This is a genomic window from Pedobacter sp. GQ55 (assembly GCF_059758925.1).
The window spans coordinates 20919-40448 of record NZ_JCAXEI010000002.1; the positions used below are offsets into that span (position 1 = coordinate 20919).

A 19530-nucleotide genomic window follows, 5' to 3' on the forward strand; every position below is an offset into this window, starting at 1 on the left:
GCTAAATTTATAACAGAAGAATTAATGAGAATACTGTAATATTACAGCTGTTAAATTTTGATGCTCATGTCTGTATCCTACTATTCTTATTGCTACAATACCGAAGAGCCGGATAGCCCCTATCAGCTGGTAATTCGGCGTGATATGTTATCCAACGGTGAACTAATGCCTGTGGAAGGATATACTTTGTTCCAGCAATTCTATAAATTTTTAATGAGAGGCACGCAAAGCAGTGCTATAGGAAGGGCAGATTTCAATCAATCTGCCTTCTTGGAGTATCATTTTAATTGCTGTCCGCTTCCAAAAGGTGATTTTCTTCGTTTCACAAAAAGAATGTTCCTTGACTGTTATAGTAACTCCAAAAACAGTGCTGCCATCGAAGATGTTTATCTTGAAATTTTAGCGTGGTTTAAGGAGAAAGAGGATGTGGTATTCAAATCACTTGCCTCTGAATATGAACAAAGCATCCGGGTTAAAGTAGTAGCGGATAAGGAAAAGGCGTCAATCTTTGACATCAAAATCGGAGATGTCTATACCATAATTCCTGAAGCCCGAAATCCTTCTGAAGCCTTTGAGCGACTGAGAAAATATACAGGTCAATACTGGTTTGAAGGATTAGTCAGGGACTTTGAAAGGCGTTACTTAATGATCAATCAGGCAATTCTGGAAGCCGAAATAAAACCGGTTGAAGACTTCATACGAGAAGCTAATTTACTTGATGTAGCTACCGCATTTGCGCAATCAGGAAATACCTTCATTAATGATTCTCTAACATTAGAATACTTAAGAATTATCAATGGATTTTACCTAAATCATATCTGCGACTATACAGCTGGAAGTATGGCCTGTATGGTTTATGGTAAAGCTATCCTGTATCTGGATTGGCTGAAGAGAAAGCTTGAGCCATTTAAAAAAGAAACGGAGCAGGCGGGTCTATGGCTTGATGTACCTTCGATTAGCGATTTATTGAAGAACAATTTAAATATAGACCAGGGGGTTCGCAGGGCGTATTATGGACTTGCAAGACAGCCGAAATGCAGAAGTGATGTCAGTGAAAATTATGTAGGTGAACTCAGCATGCACAACTCACCGTATAAATACCATTTATATGGCGTTTGGGTCTTTACCGACGATTATGATGTACTGATGCATCAAATTGAGGCTAAGCATAGCCCTTATGATAAATTAGCCAGCAATGAAATCGAGGATGGTTTAAAAAACTATGCCTTGGGATTTAAAGAAGGCTATAATAACTTTGAAAGCACTATTCTTAAACCCGGTATAGTGGATGATCAAGAAACCAAGATCAGAAAGATCCTGGACTTTGTTACCGGCAGAATTTTTCGCTCTGCAGGATTCCCGATTTCATATGGAAATGATATCCATCCGCTTAGCCACTGGAAGGAAACAGGAATCGAAGCAGGCTATATTTATCGGAGCTGGTATCTGATCATTGAACATCATTCACATTTTGCAAAGTATTTCAACAAACAAGTCAGTGTTGAATTGAATGTACCAAAACTTCCTGCCTTAACGAATAACTTCGATAATGTAAGTGCTGATCGTCTTTATGAATATTTTACTAACGAGTTGGTAACTCCAGGTTATCTTTCTGAGCGTGATCTCCATCAATACTTAACCTCGGCCTTTGAATTGAAAAATTCTTCTACCAAGTTCAGCCTTGTAAATCCTCCGATCAAAGCCAAAGTAAATAAAATATTTTATCGTTATTACGAATTGGCAGGTAAGCCTCACCGAAAGCAAAAGCAATATGCAGCGCTGCTTGGTGATTATTTTCAAGGTTATAACACCAGTACCGTAAGTTCAAATTTTAGTAAATAACTACGAAAATTATACGAAATTCACGAAAGTAATACTAAGATTACTAATCTCATTCATTGCTTACAGCTCATGATTATTATTGTCACACATTAATAATCATAGAATTATGAACGATATTTATTTACAGCTGGCTATACAATTGCTGACTATGCTGCTAAACAGGAAACCTGGAACTGAAGAGGAAAAAAAGCCGCTATCCGCTCATTCGCAAAAAAAAAGAGGCCCGATTTCTAAAATTATTTTAAGATACAAGGGACCTCTAAAATTTGCGCTTTGGTTAGTAATTCAGGTCATTAGGGTAATATTGAAGTAAGAAGGGTTATTAGCTTCCATCAATCAAAATTATTACGCTTTTGGCTTTCTGCCACATCCTGTTCAATGCTCTTAGTGACATTGGCCAGTATTTCATGAAAGCAAGTACTCATTAGCGGACTTAAGGTATGGCTGGCAATGAGATCCTTAAGCCGCGTCTGTTTTTGGATATCTACGGGGAAAGCGGCAGCATTGGCCGATTTACCCTTTGAGCCAAGATTATGATAGAAGCTCCAGGGAAATAAATTCTGAAGTTCCTCCTTTGTAGCAGAATGATTGCTGCTGAGGTGGTTTCCGATTTCTGCAATAAAAGAAAGATAACTGTCACTGACCAGGTCTACTTCTTTTAGCAGCCCCATAAGTGATAGTAACTTTTGTTTGTCTGTGTAAAGTGATCCGGCAAATACCTTCAACTTAGCGGCAAGGCTTTCGGTAAAACCATCCAGTGGTCTAAGAATCTTAAAGATATCTTTGAATTTTGAGATGTCCTTCTCCAAAAATTTGGAGATCAAGGCTACAAACCTGTCTTCCCACTCTTCAACTGAAATTGCCGGATTGTGATAATAATATCCAATATAGCTGCCCCGACCTTCTTCTTTATCATGGAAATACGCAAACTTGTGTACAAGGAAATCCAATACCGTATCAAATCCAAACTTGGACTCCAAATAAAGAATTCCGGAATCGAAGTCATGGTCCAGTGTCAAATTTATTGTATCCTTAAAAAGAAAATCCTTCAGTATTTCAGGGTTTACGCCATTGGTATTTTCCTCTTCAAACAACATGCGTAGCATCATTCCTTGGTTGTTGTAGTTCACTTCTTTATCAAAGAGCTGTAACACCATGGCAAGCACCCTGGGCGGATTAACTGAAAGATATTCGGGAAGAACATACACCAGGTGGTGGATTGCTCCCTTATTATTTTCACTGATGACCTGTTCAAAATAATCAAGATCCTTCTTTGCATAATATTCTCTTTTGCGCTCCCTGCCAAAGGTAAGCATCCAGGTTACAGCTGCTTTGGAATCCTGGTCCCCACGTTTCCAGAAAAAATCCACCTGGCTCCAGAAACCTTGCTCATCCGTATGCCCGGCCTTGACCAGCACGGCAAAATTATGGGCATCTTCAAAGTTCTGCGCAATTACGTATTGCAACATTTCTTTGGCTAATGCTGTATGTTCTTTAATCAACGCATTTAGGATCAAGTCAAGGTTTTGAGATTCAGAGATGTCAGAAGTTGATCTGGCTTTGCGGATCAAATCAAAAAAAGCTTCTTTGGACTGTGATTCTTTAATTAGCGCCTGCAACTCCGAACTCAACTGCTTTTTAAGGGCGAAATGATCAAAATTTAAAAAGGTATTTAGCCGTTCCTCGATGGATGCTGCCTTTAGCAACATCTCATTCAATATTTTTATATCCTGCGAGAACTCGTCTTTAATTCCTAGATCTTCACAAGCCTGCAATGTTCTGATAAGTTCTCCTTTCTGTTTCGGGAAGGCATTGGCCGAGATCCTGTCCTTCAAAAATGGCAGGATCATTTTTAACTCTTCTGTCAGATCAAATCTGCGCATTGGCTCTGGCGGGTCTTTGCGTACAAAGCGTACCTTGTGAATTAACATGGATAAGATCTGCTCCTGCATTCCGGGGTCAAATTTATCAAAGCAATCCATCAGAAGTTTATAACAACTGGTACGAATTCCTTTAATTGTACTGTTAAAAGGTACTTCAGCAGTCCCATAACTAAATTTCCCTGTTTGGGCTTCATAGAATTCTTCGAGAACAATTTCGGTGTTCAAAAGGGCTTTAATGCTGTTTAGTATGATCTGCTGATGAAATTCATCAATCGGATCAGCTTGGGCTAGTCCCTGAATTTCGGATAAAAGAAAAAGCTGCCTTTCACAAGGTATTTCAGGGTAATAATTAAACTCATAAAAATCAAAGACACGGTAGCGGAACGCCGATCTCAGTGTTGCGAAATTCCCCGTCAGTTTAAGATAGCCTATGATTGATTCCATGTTTCGTTTCAACTTCAGATTACTGCGAGTGTTCAGGGTAGCGATACTGAAAATTTTATCTACTTTGCTATGTACATCTTTTACGCTGTGCACGGAGAACCAGAAATCCTCATCTGCTGGTTCATCCTCAGCGGGCAGTTTCCCAAGGATACTGTTGAGGGCATAAATGGCCAGATCCGGTTTTTTGTAGGTAAAACTTTCAATGGTTTCAAGTCCGCTCACCAGTTCATTATATTCGCGGTTCTCAGCTTTTGAAACTAAGTGGGCGACAAAATCGCTCATGATCTCATTCAAGTTTACTGGCGACTGGCTGCTATCCCCGAACTGCATCAGGTTTTTCAAAATCCTATCTTTAAACGGAGTAATATGCGGATTTTTCAGCCAGAATTTTATCCTAGCCACATCCTTTAACAAAATCATATCACTGTATGGATCGGGCTTAATGGAATACTGGAGCTCCTGTTTTCCTAAAAAGCCAACTCTCCGGAGTGTTTCAAGTATAACTGAGGTTTCATCTATGGTGGCAGCAGCGATCTCACTAAGGATCTCGAGTTCCTCATCAACATTTTGAATAGGGCCCAAAAAGGCCAATAAAGAGATGATCCTCGCAATTTTAGCTTTTTCAATGTAAGTTTCAGCATGACACAAGTCTATAGCCTGGCCATATACCTGGAGCACATGGTTTTTAAAAGCCTGATCTCCTGTAAGTGCGTCAATGTTAGTTCCATGGTTGATCAAGTCGGCGAGTGAAAGTATGACCAGCGGAACCCCATTTGATTTTAAAGCAAGGCCAACGATAAACTGCTCATCGATACTAGGCAATTGAGATTTCAGCAAAGCTTTGGTCTCCTCATACCCTAATTTTCCCAGCTGAATCCGTTGATGTCGGTTATTGTGGGATGAGAGTGTACCGATCACATCCTGGTAGGAAGCTTCACGTGTGGTAAGAATCAATTTCACATTTTTGAAATGCTTAACATGCTCTACTACTGAATTGAGCGGGCCAAGTTTGCGGTCAACATCATCATAGAGAATGAAGATTTGCTTTTCGTTTTTGAGATCATAAACAAAACGGGCAATATCGTAATGAATTTCATTAAAGGTATAAGCGATCCTTAAGTCATTGACATCTACAAACTTTTCAAAGTATTCAATGCAAGTCCTTGTTTTTCCAAAACCGCCATCGGCGGTAATGACCAGTAGCTGTTCATTATGATCATTGGCAAATTGTTCCATTTGCTGTAAAACCTCTGTTCTCCCTGAAAAGGTATTGTGAAACTGATAGCTCGAGATCTTGGTATTCAGATCCAGAGGAACTTCAAAGGTAACCCTATAGGGGACCAGTACTTCATTGAAGGAAGGCAGATCGGTGACCGGGCCATAATTCTGTTTCAGATGGGCTACTATCGCCTGTAGTTCCTCTGTGCTGCAAAATGTTTCTATTCTTTCACGAAATTTTTCCAGATTCCAAAGGTGAGTATCCAGCTGAAAAGAAACCGCCGTACCGTCAGGTAGACCCTGGGTAGCAATGGTATCAGCGATGATCTGATCGATGTCCTCCTGTTTTTTGTCTGTTTGATAGCTCCGGTTGATGATCAAATGATACACCTCGTCATATTGATTAAACAATTTATGTTCAATAAATTTCTGAATTGTCTTTTTAATTTTAGCAAACCCCTTTTGGGAAGTGATCTGAAAAGAAACTTTGCTACCAGTGTCACCAAGATCAATAGCAGGAAAGTTTTCCTTTTCCAATTCCAGCCTTTTGAAATCCCCTTTAAACATAATATCTAGAATAGGTTTCAGAAATGATTCCGCTTCTTTGTTGATGTCAAACTTTCCTCCTGAGTTTTCGAAGAAAAGATGACTTTCAAAATAGCCAAGATATTTACTGATCTGAAAAAGGTGATCTTGTCTATTCATTACGATTTAATTTGGTTGGATACTGCTGCAAAAATAACCAAAAAGCTCCATGAAAATAAAGAGCATTGAAGAATGGAAAATCTCTTCTCTGAACATAGAAGATAATTCGCCAATGGCAGGTTATTGACGTAAGCAATACTGTTATTTTATTTTGGATTTCAATTTTTCGATTAGCTGCTTGTAGTTTTTTTATTTCCAGGTTGATTAATTCTCTTGGCTGGAGCATGAAGAACTGCTACAGTTTGATGACGCTTTAAAAATTCGAAAAAGTATACACTATTGCAATTACCATAACTAATAATACCGACATCCCCCAATTCACCCACCTGATTATATTTAACCGAGCCTTTTGATTATCAAGCTCACTATCTATTGAAGTAAAACTTTTATTAATCACACTACTTAACGAAACGTTTACTCTCTGATCGATTGACTTATTTTTAAAACCAAAAGTTGTTTTATAGTTTTTTACGTTGTCCAGGAAAATAATAACTGAGCTCTCTTGATTTCTAATAAAAATTTCTATTAGTAAAGAAAAAACGAATGATGCAAAAACTATCATACAATTCTTTAAACCAAATGGCTTGTCAAATTGAAGTTGAGTTGATGCCACCAAAAATGCAGCAGGAATAGCGATAAGCTTGTTTTGAGAATCATTAATTATAGACCTAACATTTTTTGAATAATCTAATACTGTAGCTTCTAACTCAAGTTTTAACTTTCCATAAGAAAAGTCACTTAAGAAAAAACCATATGCGGCCTCACATCTTCGATAGAAATTGGCAAACCCATCACTCAATTTAAGATAACGTTCTTCTAAAGGAAAATCATTTAAAAAATCAATTAGCTCTTTCTGATAAATCATTTTTCGTTCAAGGTTTTCTGTAAATCCCTCACAGAAAGAATTCACTTCCTTGACGATTGACACTAATCCGCGAACGGATTCCAGTGTATTTAAAACTTTGAAAGATGTTGCCGACTTTTCTTGCATCAGATATAACATCAAACCGTCATCCTCATTCCTGAAAAGTGCTAAAGAAGTTAAGCAGTCAGAAAGTTTCAATCCTGCAAAGTATGCATCAATCTCCTCATTGTGTTCTTCCTGATTGTGAATATAATTCAGATCTTTCACATAAAACATTTGAGGTTCTTTCAATGAATTAGCATCTAAAAAACGCTTAAAAGTATTGTAAAAACCAAAACGTTCTAGCCGAAATTGAACAAGTTTTACAACTAACTTTTCTCCAACTTTCATATTCGAGGCAAAAATGACTCCCTGATCATTTGAAAATTCTTCAATAGCTCCTAAGTAACTAAGCTTAGAAAGAAGGGTAATTTTTTCTGCATCAGCTTCTAAGGTTAAGTGATATTCTTTTTCGTCAGAAAAAGTAAGATTGTTTATTACTAAAGACTTAAGCTCCTGGAGATCAATTGACATTTTGCTCTAATTCTTTAATAAGATCCGCTGGCAATTCCTTAATTAAAAGGCTCTTAGTATTAGGATTATAATCAATCTTTTTACTGGTTAATAGATCTGTATTAAAAATTACAGTAAGATCGTTACTACGGTATTCAACGTAATGAAGTGACCTTAATACTTTTGTATCCGTTTTTACTATTTCACTTACGCCATATGCTTCCGAAGATGCAAATTCAGCAAATTCATTTGGCTCGTTCTCGTCTAACATATAAGATATTTGACTCAGTAAAACCTCTCTTTTTTCCTTGATACAGGTATTACAATAGTCAAAAACGATTTTCTTTCTATCCCTAACTTCATCCGTCGAAAAACCTTTACCATTAAGAAAATCAATTAGCGCCTTTACCATCGCCTGTGAAGAATCCGTATTCGTGCTTTTATCTGCACAACCTATAAAATCTAGAAAGTAATCAGACAAATTCTTCTTACCCTTAATGAAGGAGAGATAAGTTTTTATATTATCTTCTTCAGATTCGGTATATTTCTCCCACTTAGAAAGATTTATCTGTGCAGCAACATCTAATTTACTTAAATCTAAGTTTAAAATTTGTTTAATGGTAAGTTCTTCGCTGAGGTTATATCCATCTTTATTATTAATGGAAAAAAGTAGCACATACCTGTCTCCATTATTCTTATAAACATAGTCAGCAAAAACCATAAATGCACCTGTTGCCGGAGCACTCTTTGCAATTTCCAGTTCATAAAACTGCATAGATTTATGAGTAAATGCAAGAAAATCCAGATGTCCTGAACGATAATCTGAAACAGTATCCCTAAAATTATTAGCAATACGTGCGTCATCAAAAATTCCATAAGTGGGGTTGGATTTATTTTGAAAGCTCTTTCGGACATCAGCAACAAAGAACACTTCTTGCTCATTAATTATCAATTCTTTATCAGCTAGCTTTAGGGCAGTATTTTTTTTACCACCTTCCTTATTTAACTTATGTACAATGATATTTGTGACAGTAATATCGTGTCCCTTTTTTAAGAATTCTACCATGAGCATTATTTAGTTAGCAAATATAATAAAGTCGCCATCACAGGTTATAAATGTATGTAATTAATAATATACAAAAATATAAAATCAAGGATTTTAAAATTTACGGTTTCCCAGAATTACTATAAATGTCACTAAAATAAATTACACCACTTCTTTTTTATATACTGAGGCGGGTGAAAGCAACATTTACATTCTCGTCGCTGACACTTAGGATCTTCACCTGATTATAACCCAGTTTCCTTGCCCACTTTCCAGTCGGTGTATTCAGTGCTGCCTCTTCCATGCTGTAACCAGATTTAACAAGGCTCTTGAAAACTTTCAGGTTAGTTGACTCACCGTCCTCACAATAACTAAATTCAGCATCTTTTGACCACGAACCATTAATCGTATTAATCGGCTGAAAATTTGAAAAATGCTCGAAAACCTTTGTAAAGAAAAAATAACCGATCCCTTTTTGATGAAATCCATTATAAACCTTAACAACCATCGTGAGTTGCTGATCCTTGCCAACATACCCTTCGGCAGCTCCTATTTGAACATCAAGGGATGTATCTTCGAATGCAATAAAAGAGAGACTTGACTCTGATTGTGCTAGAAATTCAAAATGCATTGCGTGTTCAGTTATTTTACTTATTGTATATCGGTTGCAAGATCCAAATTGCTAAATGCTCCAAAGCCTCAGCTTCCCTCTTATTACTGCAAATACTAATCTTGTATTTATAATGGTTAGAAAAATGGTTCTGGGCGGTCAACCTGTCAATATGGATTTCCAGTTTAATCAGCTTTTTCATTAAGGTATGAGTAGATTCATGTAGAAGGTCAGTGCCAAACCTAATGTGAAATTTATTAGTGCTCCCTATATACATTAACTGTCCCAACTGATCATAGATCAAATAAACTCCCATAATATTTTTGTTATTCTTGACTTCCTGAAAGCTCAGGGTCTTGCTGTTGATCAATTCTGTAAGCTTATTACTAAGGTTAATTATTTGGTCTTCCATTCGAAACTGTTAATCTGGGTTCAAGATAGTTATCTATGTTTAAAGTTTCCTAAAATGTAATGTGTTGCAGACTAAAATGCGCAAACAGCAAACTTGTGTTTGACAGTCGTCTCTATCCATGGCAACCATTTAATAATTGCCTTCTATAACCAGCAAGTCGACTAATATAATTTTAAAATAAAAAATTACATTTGGTTTTAACGTTAAAGCATGATTCCAGAATACACCATTATTCATCACGATCCATGAGTTGACCCGATTTTTAGAGTATATGCTATTGGTTGTTTTATATTGTCACCATGGCTAAACAAATCCAAAATCGAACCGCTTAGTTAATGCGGTTTTATATAGTCCAAAGAAGTGTATCTTTAGGTATTTAATTCCAACTCATAAAAAGGTTGGGGGGTCTACACATAAAACAGGCGTATTTTTCTAAAGTGAATATGGAACTAATTTACCTATACATTGGAGACGATGGAAAGAATATAAAAGACTGCGAGTTCAATTTTTCTCCTGAGTATCGAATTTCTTACGATCAAAATAAACACTTTATCAACGTTCTTAAAAATGAGGCATACCTACCCAATTTTTGGGAAGCGGACAACATTTCCAACATCACTGCGATCATAGGGAAAAATGGAGCGGGGAAAAGCAACCTATTGGAATTTATCTTCAGATATTATGCAAGCTCCTCTGGGCTAAGCCATATACCCAGGATGAATTTAATTCATATCTATCAGCTAAATGGAAACTTATACTCAAATAGAAATGATGTCGCAAGCAACTATAACCTGCATAACAAACATTACATTCAATATCCACTGAACAATTTCCGGAAGGATGTGAATACAAAATTCTTGTACTATTCTGCTCATTACGAAAAGAATATTCTATTTGACATTGGCGGGGGAATTACGTCTGAAGACATCTCTACCGGAGGTTTGCTAAGAAAATACGGAGAAGATAGAAAAGTAATGAAATTTCAGGATACAACTTCTTCAGATATAGACAGGTTAATGATTGACGATACTTTTAGGCAAATCAATTTGATTTCCTCTTCGAATGCGACTTATTTCAAAGGCATCAGCTTGCCAAAAAACCTGAATATTACATTTAAGAAAGGAGCTAAAAAGTTAGAGATCGACAATCCTATATACAACAAGCTGTTTATTGATAAGCCGTTATCTGAAATGGATTTTATTGAACACTTCATAAACAGATTTTTGTACGCCTATTTTAATGACCCTAAGAATCTATTGGATTTAGAGATTGAGCTCGAAGATATCACCGCTGATGAATTTATCAAAAACAGTTATGCAAGAGAACTGTACAACGAACTGATAGGCTTAAATGAAGCAGGTAAAATTTTGTTCACCAAATATCCTGACAATATAGGAATGAGATCAGACTATAGTTGGACCTTTGGTGTTAGAACAGAAGACATATCTTTTTACCTGCGCATTGGATTATATCATTACTATTTCAAGGGAGACGTGTTTTCAAGCCCTAGCTCGCTAAATCATAGAGGGTTAGCGGCTAGTGATTTGACGATAGCATGGCACGGGTTGTCTGCTGGAGAATTGGAATACCTAAATTTCCTATCCCGTATTTATGCTTCCATCAACGAGGTCATTATTGACCACGAGCAAAAACTGCATGTGCAAACAAAGCCGCAAACTTATAACAATATTATCTTACTGCTTGATGAACCAGAAAATTCTTTTCATCCTGAATGGCAAAGATTGTTTTTGAGCAATTTATTGCATTTTCTAAACAAGACCACCCCACATCACACTTTTCAGATTATAGTAGCCTCACATTCGCCAATAATTATTTCTGATTTCCCAAAAAACAATATAATTTTCTTAGATAAAAATGAGAAAGATGGTACTTGTAAGGTGGTAGAATCGATCAGCCGGGACAATACTTTTGGAGCAAACATACACACGTTGTACAGGAATAGCTTTTTCATTGACGGACTTCCAATCGGTGAATTTGCAAAAAAAAAGATTAACAAACTATTCGACGAATTGGAAAATGCACAATTAATCCGTCCATCATTATTAAAGGAAATCAAGTTGATAGGCGAACCGATTGTCCGCGATCAACTGATGAAATTGTATAAGCAGAGGGAAGGAATGCCAGAAGACGTAATTAGACGGATAGCTGAACTTGAAAAAGAAATAGGCATTCTAAAAGGGAGGTTGAATGATTAAAATTAATTGCTGTAATCTTGAAGAAATTTCAAATCGGTATTTAGATAGAGTAAAACATCATAAGTTCCGAAGAACGAATCCCATTATCACCTATTTCATTGACCATATTGACGATATAATATTGGCAAAAATTTCAACCTTTAGCTCTATAGATAGTCAGTTCCATAGCCTTTACCAACTTTATCCAATGGAGGTGCGTGCCTTTCAACGATACATGTACAACCAATATAAAAGAATGTGTAGAGAAGATGCCTATTGGCTAGCTAAGGAGTTGAACGTGGATACCTGCCCTTATTGTAATAGGCAATATACTTTTACTATTGACAAACAGAAGAAAATCAGACCGCAGTTCGATCATTTCCTGTCAAAATCAAAATATCCGCACTTAGCATTATCATTTTATAATCTGATACCGTGCTGTCCCACTTGTAATCATATAAAATCGGATAGCACAAACATCATTCTCTATCCTTACAGTGAAGGGTTTGATGATAAATGCCAATTTCAGGTAAATCATACGAGCTTTATGCTCAACAATGACAAAATCGAGCTACAACTTGACACCATAGCTCATGGCGATGAGCTTTTCATAGAAAAATGCAAAAACAGCATTGAGACATTTGCGTTGAAAGAGCTCTATGAACAACATTCCGACTATATCGAAGAAATGGTGATTAAAGCATACTCTTACAATGAGGATTATTATGAAGGCATAGTGGAGAATTTTTCGAAAATCGGCAAAACCAAGAATGAAATTCATAGATTGATTTTTGGGAACTACATAGACAGAACAAGCTACGAAAAGAGACCACTTTCAAAATTAACCAGTGATCTTTTAAAACAGATGCGGATTGTTGACTGACCCGGTTCAGATTCAGTTATGAAATGATGAATTATGATTAGTTTTAGGTGGGAGTACTAAACTTTACGAACTTAACGAGTCTAAGATTCAAAGTCTTCTACTTTATTTATAAATCGATGACTGAATAAATCTTTTCGACCATTACAATGCTTATCAAAGCAATAAAAATTCTTTGTATTAAAGATTACCTTATGCGATTAAATTTGGAATTTTTGATACAAACTGGTATATTTAAATCATAGCATTTGCATACAAAAAGTTTTAAAAAATAGGTGCGTCATTCGGGGAGTTCGAATCTCAGAACCATTCTAGATATTGCAAAACGCCGATTTTTACACTAGGTGTAAATCCCAGCGGGATCATACTAATTCAAAAAACCGTCCATCTTCTCGAAAAACTGCTTTTTAGCTTACACAATCATTTTTAATCATCAGCGCTAAATCAGGTTATACTCTGAGGCCATTTTTACGAGTGCCGCAGAGTTGGAGACATTGAACTTTTGCATCAGGTTTCTACGGTGCGTTTCAATAGTATGGATACTCACAAAAAGCTGCTCTGCAATTTTATTGGTTGTCTTACCTTCTGCGATGCTCCGCAGCACCTCTTCTTCCCGTCGTGTGAGTCGGGGGCGATCCGCTGGATCGTCCAGCGCAGCCTCAAACAAGGCCTGCTGCACGTCGGGACTAAAATAAAGCGATTTTTTATATACTGTTTCAATCGCAGCACGGATTTCATCCGCTGATGCATTTTTGAGTATGTATCCAGTTGCACCATTATTAACCATTTTGGTTATCATGCTGCGTTCATTGTAATTGCTGATCGCAATAATGGAAATGGCAGGAAACTGCTGCTTTACCTGTTTGCAAACATCGATTCCGCTCACATCAGGCAGATTTATATCCAGGAGCAGAACGTCTATATTCGCTGTGGCCAATGCGGAAAGCGCTTCCTGTCCGTTCCCGCATCCGCCGACAAGCTCAATGTGATCTTCGCTGGATTGAAGAAAATGCTTGATGCCTTCCAATACTATAGGATGATCATCCACAACATACACCCTGATTTTAATTTGATTTGCAGTCATTTAGTTCAATATTAATGGTTGTTCCAATATTAAGCTGTGTCTGGATCTCCATGACTCCCTTTAAATAAGCCACCCTGCTTTTAACGGTGGAAAGCCCAAGTCCTGATTTGCGCTCTGCCGTTTGCTGGTCATAGCCATTTCCATCATCCTCTACTGTGATAAAGATCTTTTTGTCATTTTGGATGCATTGCACCAATATTGTTTTGGCCGCAGCATGTTTTACAGCATTGCTGATCAGCTCCTGCAGGATACGGTATATCATTAGCTGCACACTTTTCTCGCAAGCGGCTTCCATGCCATAAGTTTGCAGAGAAATCTCAACTCCTGACTTTTTAAAGTCTTCGCAATAATCCCTGAGAGCAATCACCAGGCCGTATCGCAGGAGGGTCTCGGGCATCAGGTTTCTGGCAATGCGCCTGAGTTCATTAACTGCATCGTCGAGTTTATGCAGAATACGCCCTTTAAAATCGCTAAAGTTTTCCTGATCATGCTGTTTAGAGATCAACAGTTTGATATTGGCCAGTAAGCCACCCAATCCATCATGCAGGTCTCCCGCCAATCGCTTACGCTCCTGCTCCTGCCCCTGGATCAGTGCGTCAAAAAATACTTGCTCCTGTTCCAGTTGCTTTTGCTTTTGAGCGAGTTTATGCTTATTCACCTGCAGCAGATAAACCAGTGCCAGAACCACAATAACACCTATCAATAGGCCTGAGATGGCCAGCATCATGGTTTTGTTCTGGCTCAATGCGGTACTTTTTAGTCTGTTCTCACTTTGCAGATGTACGATCTCTTTTTCTTTTTTTTGTTGCTCATATTTTTTCTCAAGTTCATTGAGTTGCAGGTTGGTATCTTCTATCTTTAAGCTATCGGCCAGTTTGGTATATTGCTTTAGCAACTCAAATGCTTTTTCCGAATTGCCACTATTCTCCTCTGCATCAACCAGGTTTTTTAATACAACAAGCTTATTTTTAGAAATCGGATATCTGCTTACCAAAGCGTATAGCTGGTAGGCGGTAGCTCTTGCCAGCGGGTATTGCTTCTGCTTGTCATAAAGGTAATACTTTCGGTTAAGTAGCTCCAGCTGTAAATAATCATCGTTAAGCTGCGATGCCAGGGCCAATCCTTCATCATAGCTTTTGACAGCGCCTGCCGGATCTTTATCTATCTCCATACGGTACAGGCCCATGTTCATAAAATATTCAATCCATGCGGGAGCCCTGGGATTGGGTTTCAGAACTTTCGCGGCCTGATCCAGGTAAGATCTAATTTGCTGTGCCGGTACCTTGCTAAAATCTCCTTTAAACAGGATGGACCTGGCAGCCCCAAGGTAGGCCAGCGCGAGATCTTCATAACCAGAATAATGCTGCAAAGTTTGGATTGCCTTTTTGTACCAGGAAAGAGATTTATCAAACTGGTTGGTATTGACGAAAATCTGCCCGATGTCGCTGTAGTTACGCGCAAGTGTTACCGTATCGTTAATCGCTTCCAGAATCGGTACGGCTTTGTTCAGCAGGATGTCCACATACGCCTTGCTGTCTCCCTGACGTTGATACAAGGCGCCAATGTTATGCCAGACCCTAGCCAGGTAATGCTGTGCATTATAAGCGGTATCCTTTTCCAGAATCGCCCTGGCTTTACCGAAGTGTGCTTTTGCGATTTCATTTTTACCGGCATCCATGTACACCCCGGCAATGTAATAGTAAGCGACGCCAATACCCTGACGGTCTTTATGGTGCATATACAGCTTCATCAGCTGCCGGGCATAACTCATCGACTTCGCCGAGTCGGTATAGGCCCAGTAGTTAGACAGTTCCATCATTATTTTTGCACTGTCGGTATACCTGAGGCTGCTTTTAAGCTTTCGCTCCAAATCATCGACCCGGGAGTTTACCAATTGCTGAGTACTGGCAGTCAGGGACCAACTAATCAGATATATGAGCAGAAATAGATTTTTCATATGATCTACAACAGGCAATAAATTAATCAGCAATATACCTAATGCAGATCAAGTTCGTCAGGCATTTTCTCAATATACCGGAAAACCATGAGATCAAAAATCAGCAAATCGCAGGATTTTATAATCGCAGTACATTCATCAACTTTGAATCGTTAAACCAAAACTATTGACTTATGAAAAAATCCCTTTTAATCGCCGTATGCCTTACGGTCACACAAATCTTTTCCGCGAAAGTATCATCCGCCCAGGAAAAAGCTCCCTATAACACGGGCTTTGGTTTGATGCTTGACCTGGGTACGGGTGGTACTTTCGTTGGCCCGCATGCCAAGCATTTTTTTACAGGCAACCATGCAGGACAGGCTATGCTTTTATTTGGCAACAGTCTGACTGTTCTTGGCGCGGAATATTCTTATAATCAAGGGATACCCGGTGCCCCTGGCTTAAACTGGAATCTGGGAATCGGTCCTCAATTTTATTTTGGTACCGGTACAAATGGTTTTCTGCTACGTCCTCAGGCCGGATTGGAATTTAAAGTTCCAAAAGCCCCCATTGCTGCAGGATTCGACTGGCGGCCAATGTGGGAACTGACACATGGTACCAGTTTCGAACCGGCACGCTTCAGCCTTACTTTTAAATACGCGTTTTAGTGCATGAAACCGGCATGTCATTGGTCCGGGGCATGTCTGTTTTTGTACATCCCTTCAGAATTTTCTGAAACGTACACCTAGTTTTAATCTATGTAAATATGAACATATTTGACACGTTACCTTTTTGACGCAAGGCCAGGGAAAAGGCGTCAGTTTTGCTGACGCCTCATTTGATGAGTATAGATTAATGTCTAAGCGATCATTCCATGCGGATCGATCACGAATTTCTTTGCAGCACCCTTGTCGAAATCACGGTATCCTTTCACCGAATCCTGTAGGGAAATCACTTCAACATTGACCGCTTTCGCAATATTTATTTTATCGTAAAGGATCGCATTCATGAGCTGCCGGTGGTATTTCATGACCGGGCATTGTCCGGTATGGATAGAATGCGACTTGGCCCAGCCCAATCCAATCCGGATACTCAGGCTTCCCTTTTTAGCTGCCGCGTCAACACCACCCGGATCCCCGGTTACATACAGACCCGGAATTCCCAGCTGCCCACCTGCCCGGGTTACCTCCATGATGGCATTCAGAACGGTAGCGGGTTGTTCATGGTCACTGTCATGGCCATGACCTTTAGCTTCAAAGCCTACGCAATCAACGGCGCAATCTACTTCAGGAACGCCCACAATGGCTTCGATCTGCTGGGCCAGCGTTGCATCATTTTTCAGGTCGATCACCTCGCAGCCAAAGCTTCGGGCCTGCGCGAGCCTTTCATCGATCATATCCCCAACGATTACCAGCGCCGCACCCAGCAAATGGCAGGAAGCCGCACAGGCAAGTCCCACCGGACCTGCCCCGGCAACATAAACAATAGTTCCCGGTCCTACACCGGCTGTTACCGCGCCATGAAAACCGGTAGGAAATATGTCCGAGAGCAATGTGAGGTCTTTTATCTTTGCCATAGCCTGATCGCTGTCCGGAAATTTCAATAAGTTGAAATCTGCATACGGAACCATGACATACTCAGCCTGGCCGCCAACCCATCCGCCCATATCGACATAACCGTAGGCAGCACCAGGCCGGGCCGGATTCACATTCAGACATATACCGGTCTGGCCTGCTTTACAATTGCGGCAACGGCCACATGCAATATTAAACGGAACCGAAACCAGGTCGCCGGTCTTAATGAACTCAACATCCCGCCCGGCCTCTATCACCAGCCCGGTAATTTCATGGCCAAGTATAAGCCCCTCTGGTGCGGTGGTCCGTCCTCGGACCATATGCTGGTCGCTCCCGCATATATTGGTTGATACTATTTTCAGTATTACGCCATGCTCACATTTACGGTTACCCAGTGCAAGCTTGGGATAGTCTATTTCTCTTACTTCTACCACTCCGGGTTTGATGTAAGCTACTCCATGGTTTTGACACATAAAATTAGATTTTAAATAGTTGATAGAATCGCATCTGCACCGGCCTGGGCAACGATATGGTCGTTTTCCACCGAATCACCAGAGACGCCAATTGCTCCTAAGATCACACCATCAGAACTTTTGATAAGCACGCCACCGGGAAAGGAAATAAGCCCCCCATTTGAATGTTCGATGTTGTAAAGCGGGCCGCCGGGTTGTGAGAGTTTACCTATTTCCCCGCTATTCATGTTGAAATACCTGGCCGTGCGTGCCTTTCTCTGGGAAATGTCAATGGATCCGAGCCAGGCCTGGTCCATATGCGCGAAGGCAACCAGGTTGGTGCCGCTGTCCACTACTGCAATGTTCATCAAAGTGTTGATCTCGGTCGCTTTGGCTTTTGCCGCTGCAATGGCGGCTTCTGCCTGTTTTAAGGTAATGTCCATAATTTGTTTTTTTTGTTGGAATATGCTTGTACAATATAGCCAAAGGGTTCCTGAGGATACCGAACGATCCTATCTTTTAATGGAACGATCCTCTTGAAAACCAAGCGAGTAATCTCAGGTTATGATTATTTTCCCTAATTTTAGAAATAGATATCCGCCTTGCGTTTAGTAGAAAAAATAAATTGATCTATAAATTATGGACCATATTTGCAAACTTGCTCCGATAAACCTGAGTGACAGCACGGCGCTGGACACCCTGGTGGAACACAGAAGAGTATTCAATCTGAAAAATTGTGAGTTGAATATCTTTGAAACTTTTCACCAGTGTAGTGATGTGGTATTGTCTTATGACGGATTGGTCATTTCCAGTATGATGCGTGGAAGAAAAGTGCTGTCACTTGACGGCGAAGATGGGTTTGTTTTTTTGCCGGGAGAAAGCGTTATTCTTCCCGGAGGCATCTCGATGAAGGTCGATTTTCCAGAAGCCGACCTGAAACATCCTGTACAGTGCGCCACACTTGCTCTTGATTGGGACATGGTCAATAAAAACCTGGCTTTCCTTAACGAGCACTACCCCAATACCGAATACCCTTTCCAGTGGAAACTTAATTTTACACGGTATCACTTTTCTAACAACAGGGAGCTGGCCAGCAGCATCAACAAGCTGATCAGCATCAGTATGGAAGAAAATATGGCTAAGGACGCACTGGCAGACCTTTCCCTGAAATTTTTGTTACTTAGGATAATCCAGACCCAAAACATGGAAAACATCCATGAGCGGTCGTCAAAACAAGACCATCGCTTTATGCCCGCGATACAATATGTTCATGATCACCTCACAGAAAAGATTAGCGTGGATATACTTGCAAAGCAGGCATGTATGAGTAAGCCTTCCTTCTTTCAGGCCTTTAAAGAGACATTCCATATGTCACCTTTAGATTACGTTATCCGGCAAAGGATTGAGCTGGCCAAAAAGATCATGGCAGATTCAACTATAACAACAACAGAGGCCTGTTACATGTCCGGATTCAATAGTCCTAACTTTTTTATAAAACTGTTCAAAAGACTGGAAGGCATTACCCCAAAAATGTACCGCGAGGCACAGTAATGTACTGAAAAAAGCAGGTATTTATTTTGTTCTTCCATCGGATCTGACTGCGGGTACTGCTTACTTTCAGCATCCATTATGGTTAACCTGGCAGAACGACCGGCACCAACCCGGGACAACTTTGGTTACCGGGATAAACGATTATGAGTCTTCTAGCCTAACCGCCCTATTATGAGGCAAAATTTATATTAACTTCAACAGCAGCCTTAAGAATCCTTTGGAGTAGACGTCCCTGCAACATCTGTACTATTTTTTTAAGTCATTTACGCATTTTATAATTTA

Annotated in this window: 14 protein-coding genes; 5 read left to right on the top strand and 9 right to left on the bottom strand. The window is 39.4% G+C overall.

What is annotated here, in order from left to right:
• The first annotated feature begins 66 nt into the window (after nt 1-66).
• Nucleotides 67-1842, top strand: a complete 1776-nt coding sequence (locus tag AC6CH7_RS04685) for a hypothetical protein (RefSeq protein WP_498261582.1) — start codon at nt 67-69, stop codon at nt 1840-1842.
• Nucleotides 1843-2174: 332 nt separating this feature from the next.
• Here the strand turns inward: AC6CH7_RS04685 and AC6CH7_RS04690 are convergent, their stop codons facing one another.
• From AC6CH7_RS04690 to AC6CH7_RS04710, 5 genes are all read right to left on the bottom strand, one after another.
• Entirely contained in the window at nt 2175-6092 is a 3918-nt protein-coding gene (locus tag AC6CH7_RS04690) for an SMEK domain-containing protein (protein WP_498261583.1), read from the bottom strand.
• A 253-nt stretch (nt 6093-6345) separates the two neighbouring features.
• A complete protein-coding gene (locus tag AC6CH7_RS04695; RefSeq protein ID WP_498261584.1) occupies nt 6346-7530 on the bottom strand; it encodes a hypothetical protein in 1185 nt (394 codons plus the stop codon).
• Complete coding sequence (locus AC6CH7_RS04700; protein WP_498261585.1) at nt 7520-8575, bottom strand: nucleoid-associated protein; 1056 nt, start codon at nt 8573-8575, stop codon at nt 7520-7522. Before AC6CH7_RS04700 ends, AC6CH7_RS04695 begins: the two co-directional genes overlap by 11 nt.
• Nucleotides 8576-8732: 157 nt before the next feature.
• Nucleotides 8733-9185: a hypothetical protein gene (locus AC6CH7_RS04705; protein WP_498261586.1), complete on the bottom strand. Its 453-nt coding sequence runs from the start codon at nt 9183-9185 to the stop codon at nt 8733-8735.
• Between the two features lie 16 nt (nt 9186-9201).
• Entirely contained in the window at nt 9202-9576 is a 375-nt protein-coding gene (locus tag AC6CH7_RS04710; RefSeq protein WP_498261587.1) for a GIY-YIG nuclease family protein, read from the bottom strand.
• Between the two features lie 443 nt (nt 9577-10019).
• Here AC6CH7_RS04710 and AC6CH7_RS04715 point away from each other — a divergent pair, with 443 nt between their 5' ends.
• Nucleotides 10020-11792 (top strand): AAA family ATPase, encoded by a 1773-nt coding sequence (locus tag AC6CH7_RS04715; RefSeq protein ID WP_498261588.1) that lies wholly within the window; start codon nt 10020-10022, stop codon nt 11790-11792.
• Entirely contained in the window at nt 11785-12654 is an 870-nt protein-coding gene (locus tag AC6CH7_RS04720) for an HNH endonuclease (RefSeq protein WP_498261589.1), read from the top strand. Before AC6CH7_RS04715 ends, AC6CH7_RS04720 begins: the two co-directional genes overlap by 8 nt.
• Before the next feature lie 436 nt (nt 12655-13090).
• Here the strand turns inward: AC6CH7_RS04720 and AC6CH7_RS04725 are convergent, their stop codons facing one another.
• A complete protein-coding gene (locus AC6CH7_RS04725; RefSeq protein WP_498261590.1) occupies nt 13091-13735 on the bottom strand; it encodes a response regulator in 645 nt (214 codons plus the stop codon).
• On the bottom strand, nt 13716-15692 hold the full coding sequence (locus tag AC6CH7_RS04730; protein ID WP_498261591.1) for a tetratricopeptide repeat-containing sensor histidine kinase: 1977 nt from the start codon (nt 15690-15692) through the stop codon (nt 13716-13718). Before AC6CH7_RS04730 ends, AC6CH7_RS04725 begins: the two co-directional genes overlap by 20 nt.
• 173 nt (nt 15693-15865) lie before the next feature.
• On the opposite strand from AC6CH7_RS04730, the gene AC6CH7_RS04735 reads away from it, so the two are divergent.
• A complete protein-coding gene (locus AC6CH7_RS04735; protein ID WP_498261592.1) occupies nt 15866-16339 on the top strand; it encodes a hypothetical protein in 474 nt (157 codons plus the stop codon).
• A 191-nt stretch (nt 16340-16530) separates the two neighbouring features.
• Here the strand turns inward: AC6CH7_RS04735 and fdhA are convergent, their stop codons facing one another.
• Complete coding sequence (gene fdhA / locus AC6CH7_RS04740) at nt 16531-17718, bottom strand: formaldehyde dehydrogenase, glutathione-independent (RefSeq protein WP_498261593.1); 1188 nt, start codon at nt 17716-17718, stop codon at nt 16531-16533.
• 11 nt (nt 17719-17729) lie between these two features.
• Nucleotides 17730-18140, bottom strand: a complete 411-nt coding sequence (locus AC6CH7_RS04745) for a GlcG/HbpS family heme-binding protein (protein WP_498261594.1) — start codon at nt 18138-18140, stop codon at nt 17730-17732.
• Between the two features lie 196 nt (nt 18141-18336).
• Here AC6CH7_RS04745 and AC6CH7_RS04750 point away from each other — a divergent pair, with 196 nt between their 5' ends.
• Nucleotides 18337-19248 carry a helix-turn-helix domain-containing protein gene (locus tag AC6CH7_RS04750; protein ID WP_498261595.1) on the top strand — a complete coding sequence of 304 codons (912 nt, stop codon included), beginning with the start codon at nt 18337-18339 and terminating at the stop codon, nt 19246-19248.
• The last annotated feature ends 282 nt before the right edge of the window (nt 19249-19530 follow it).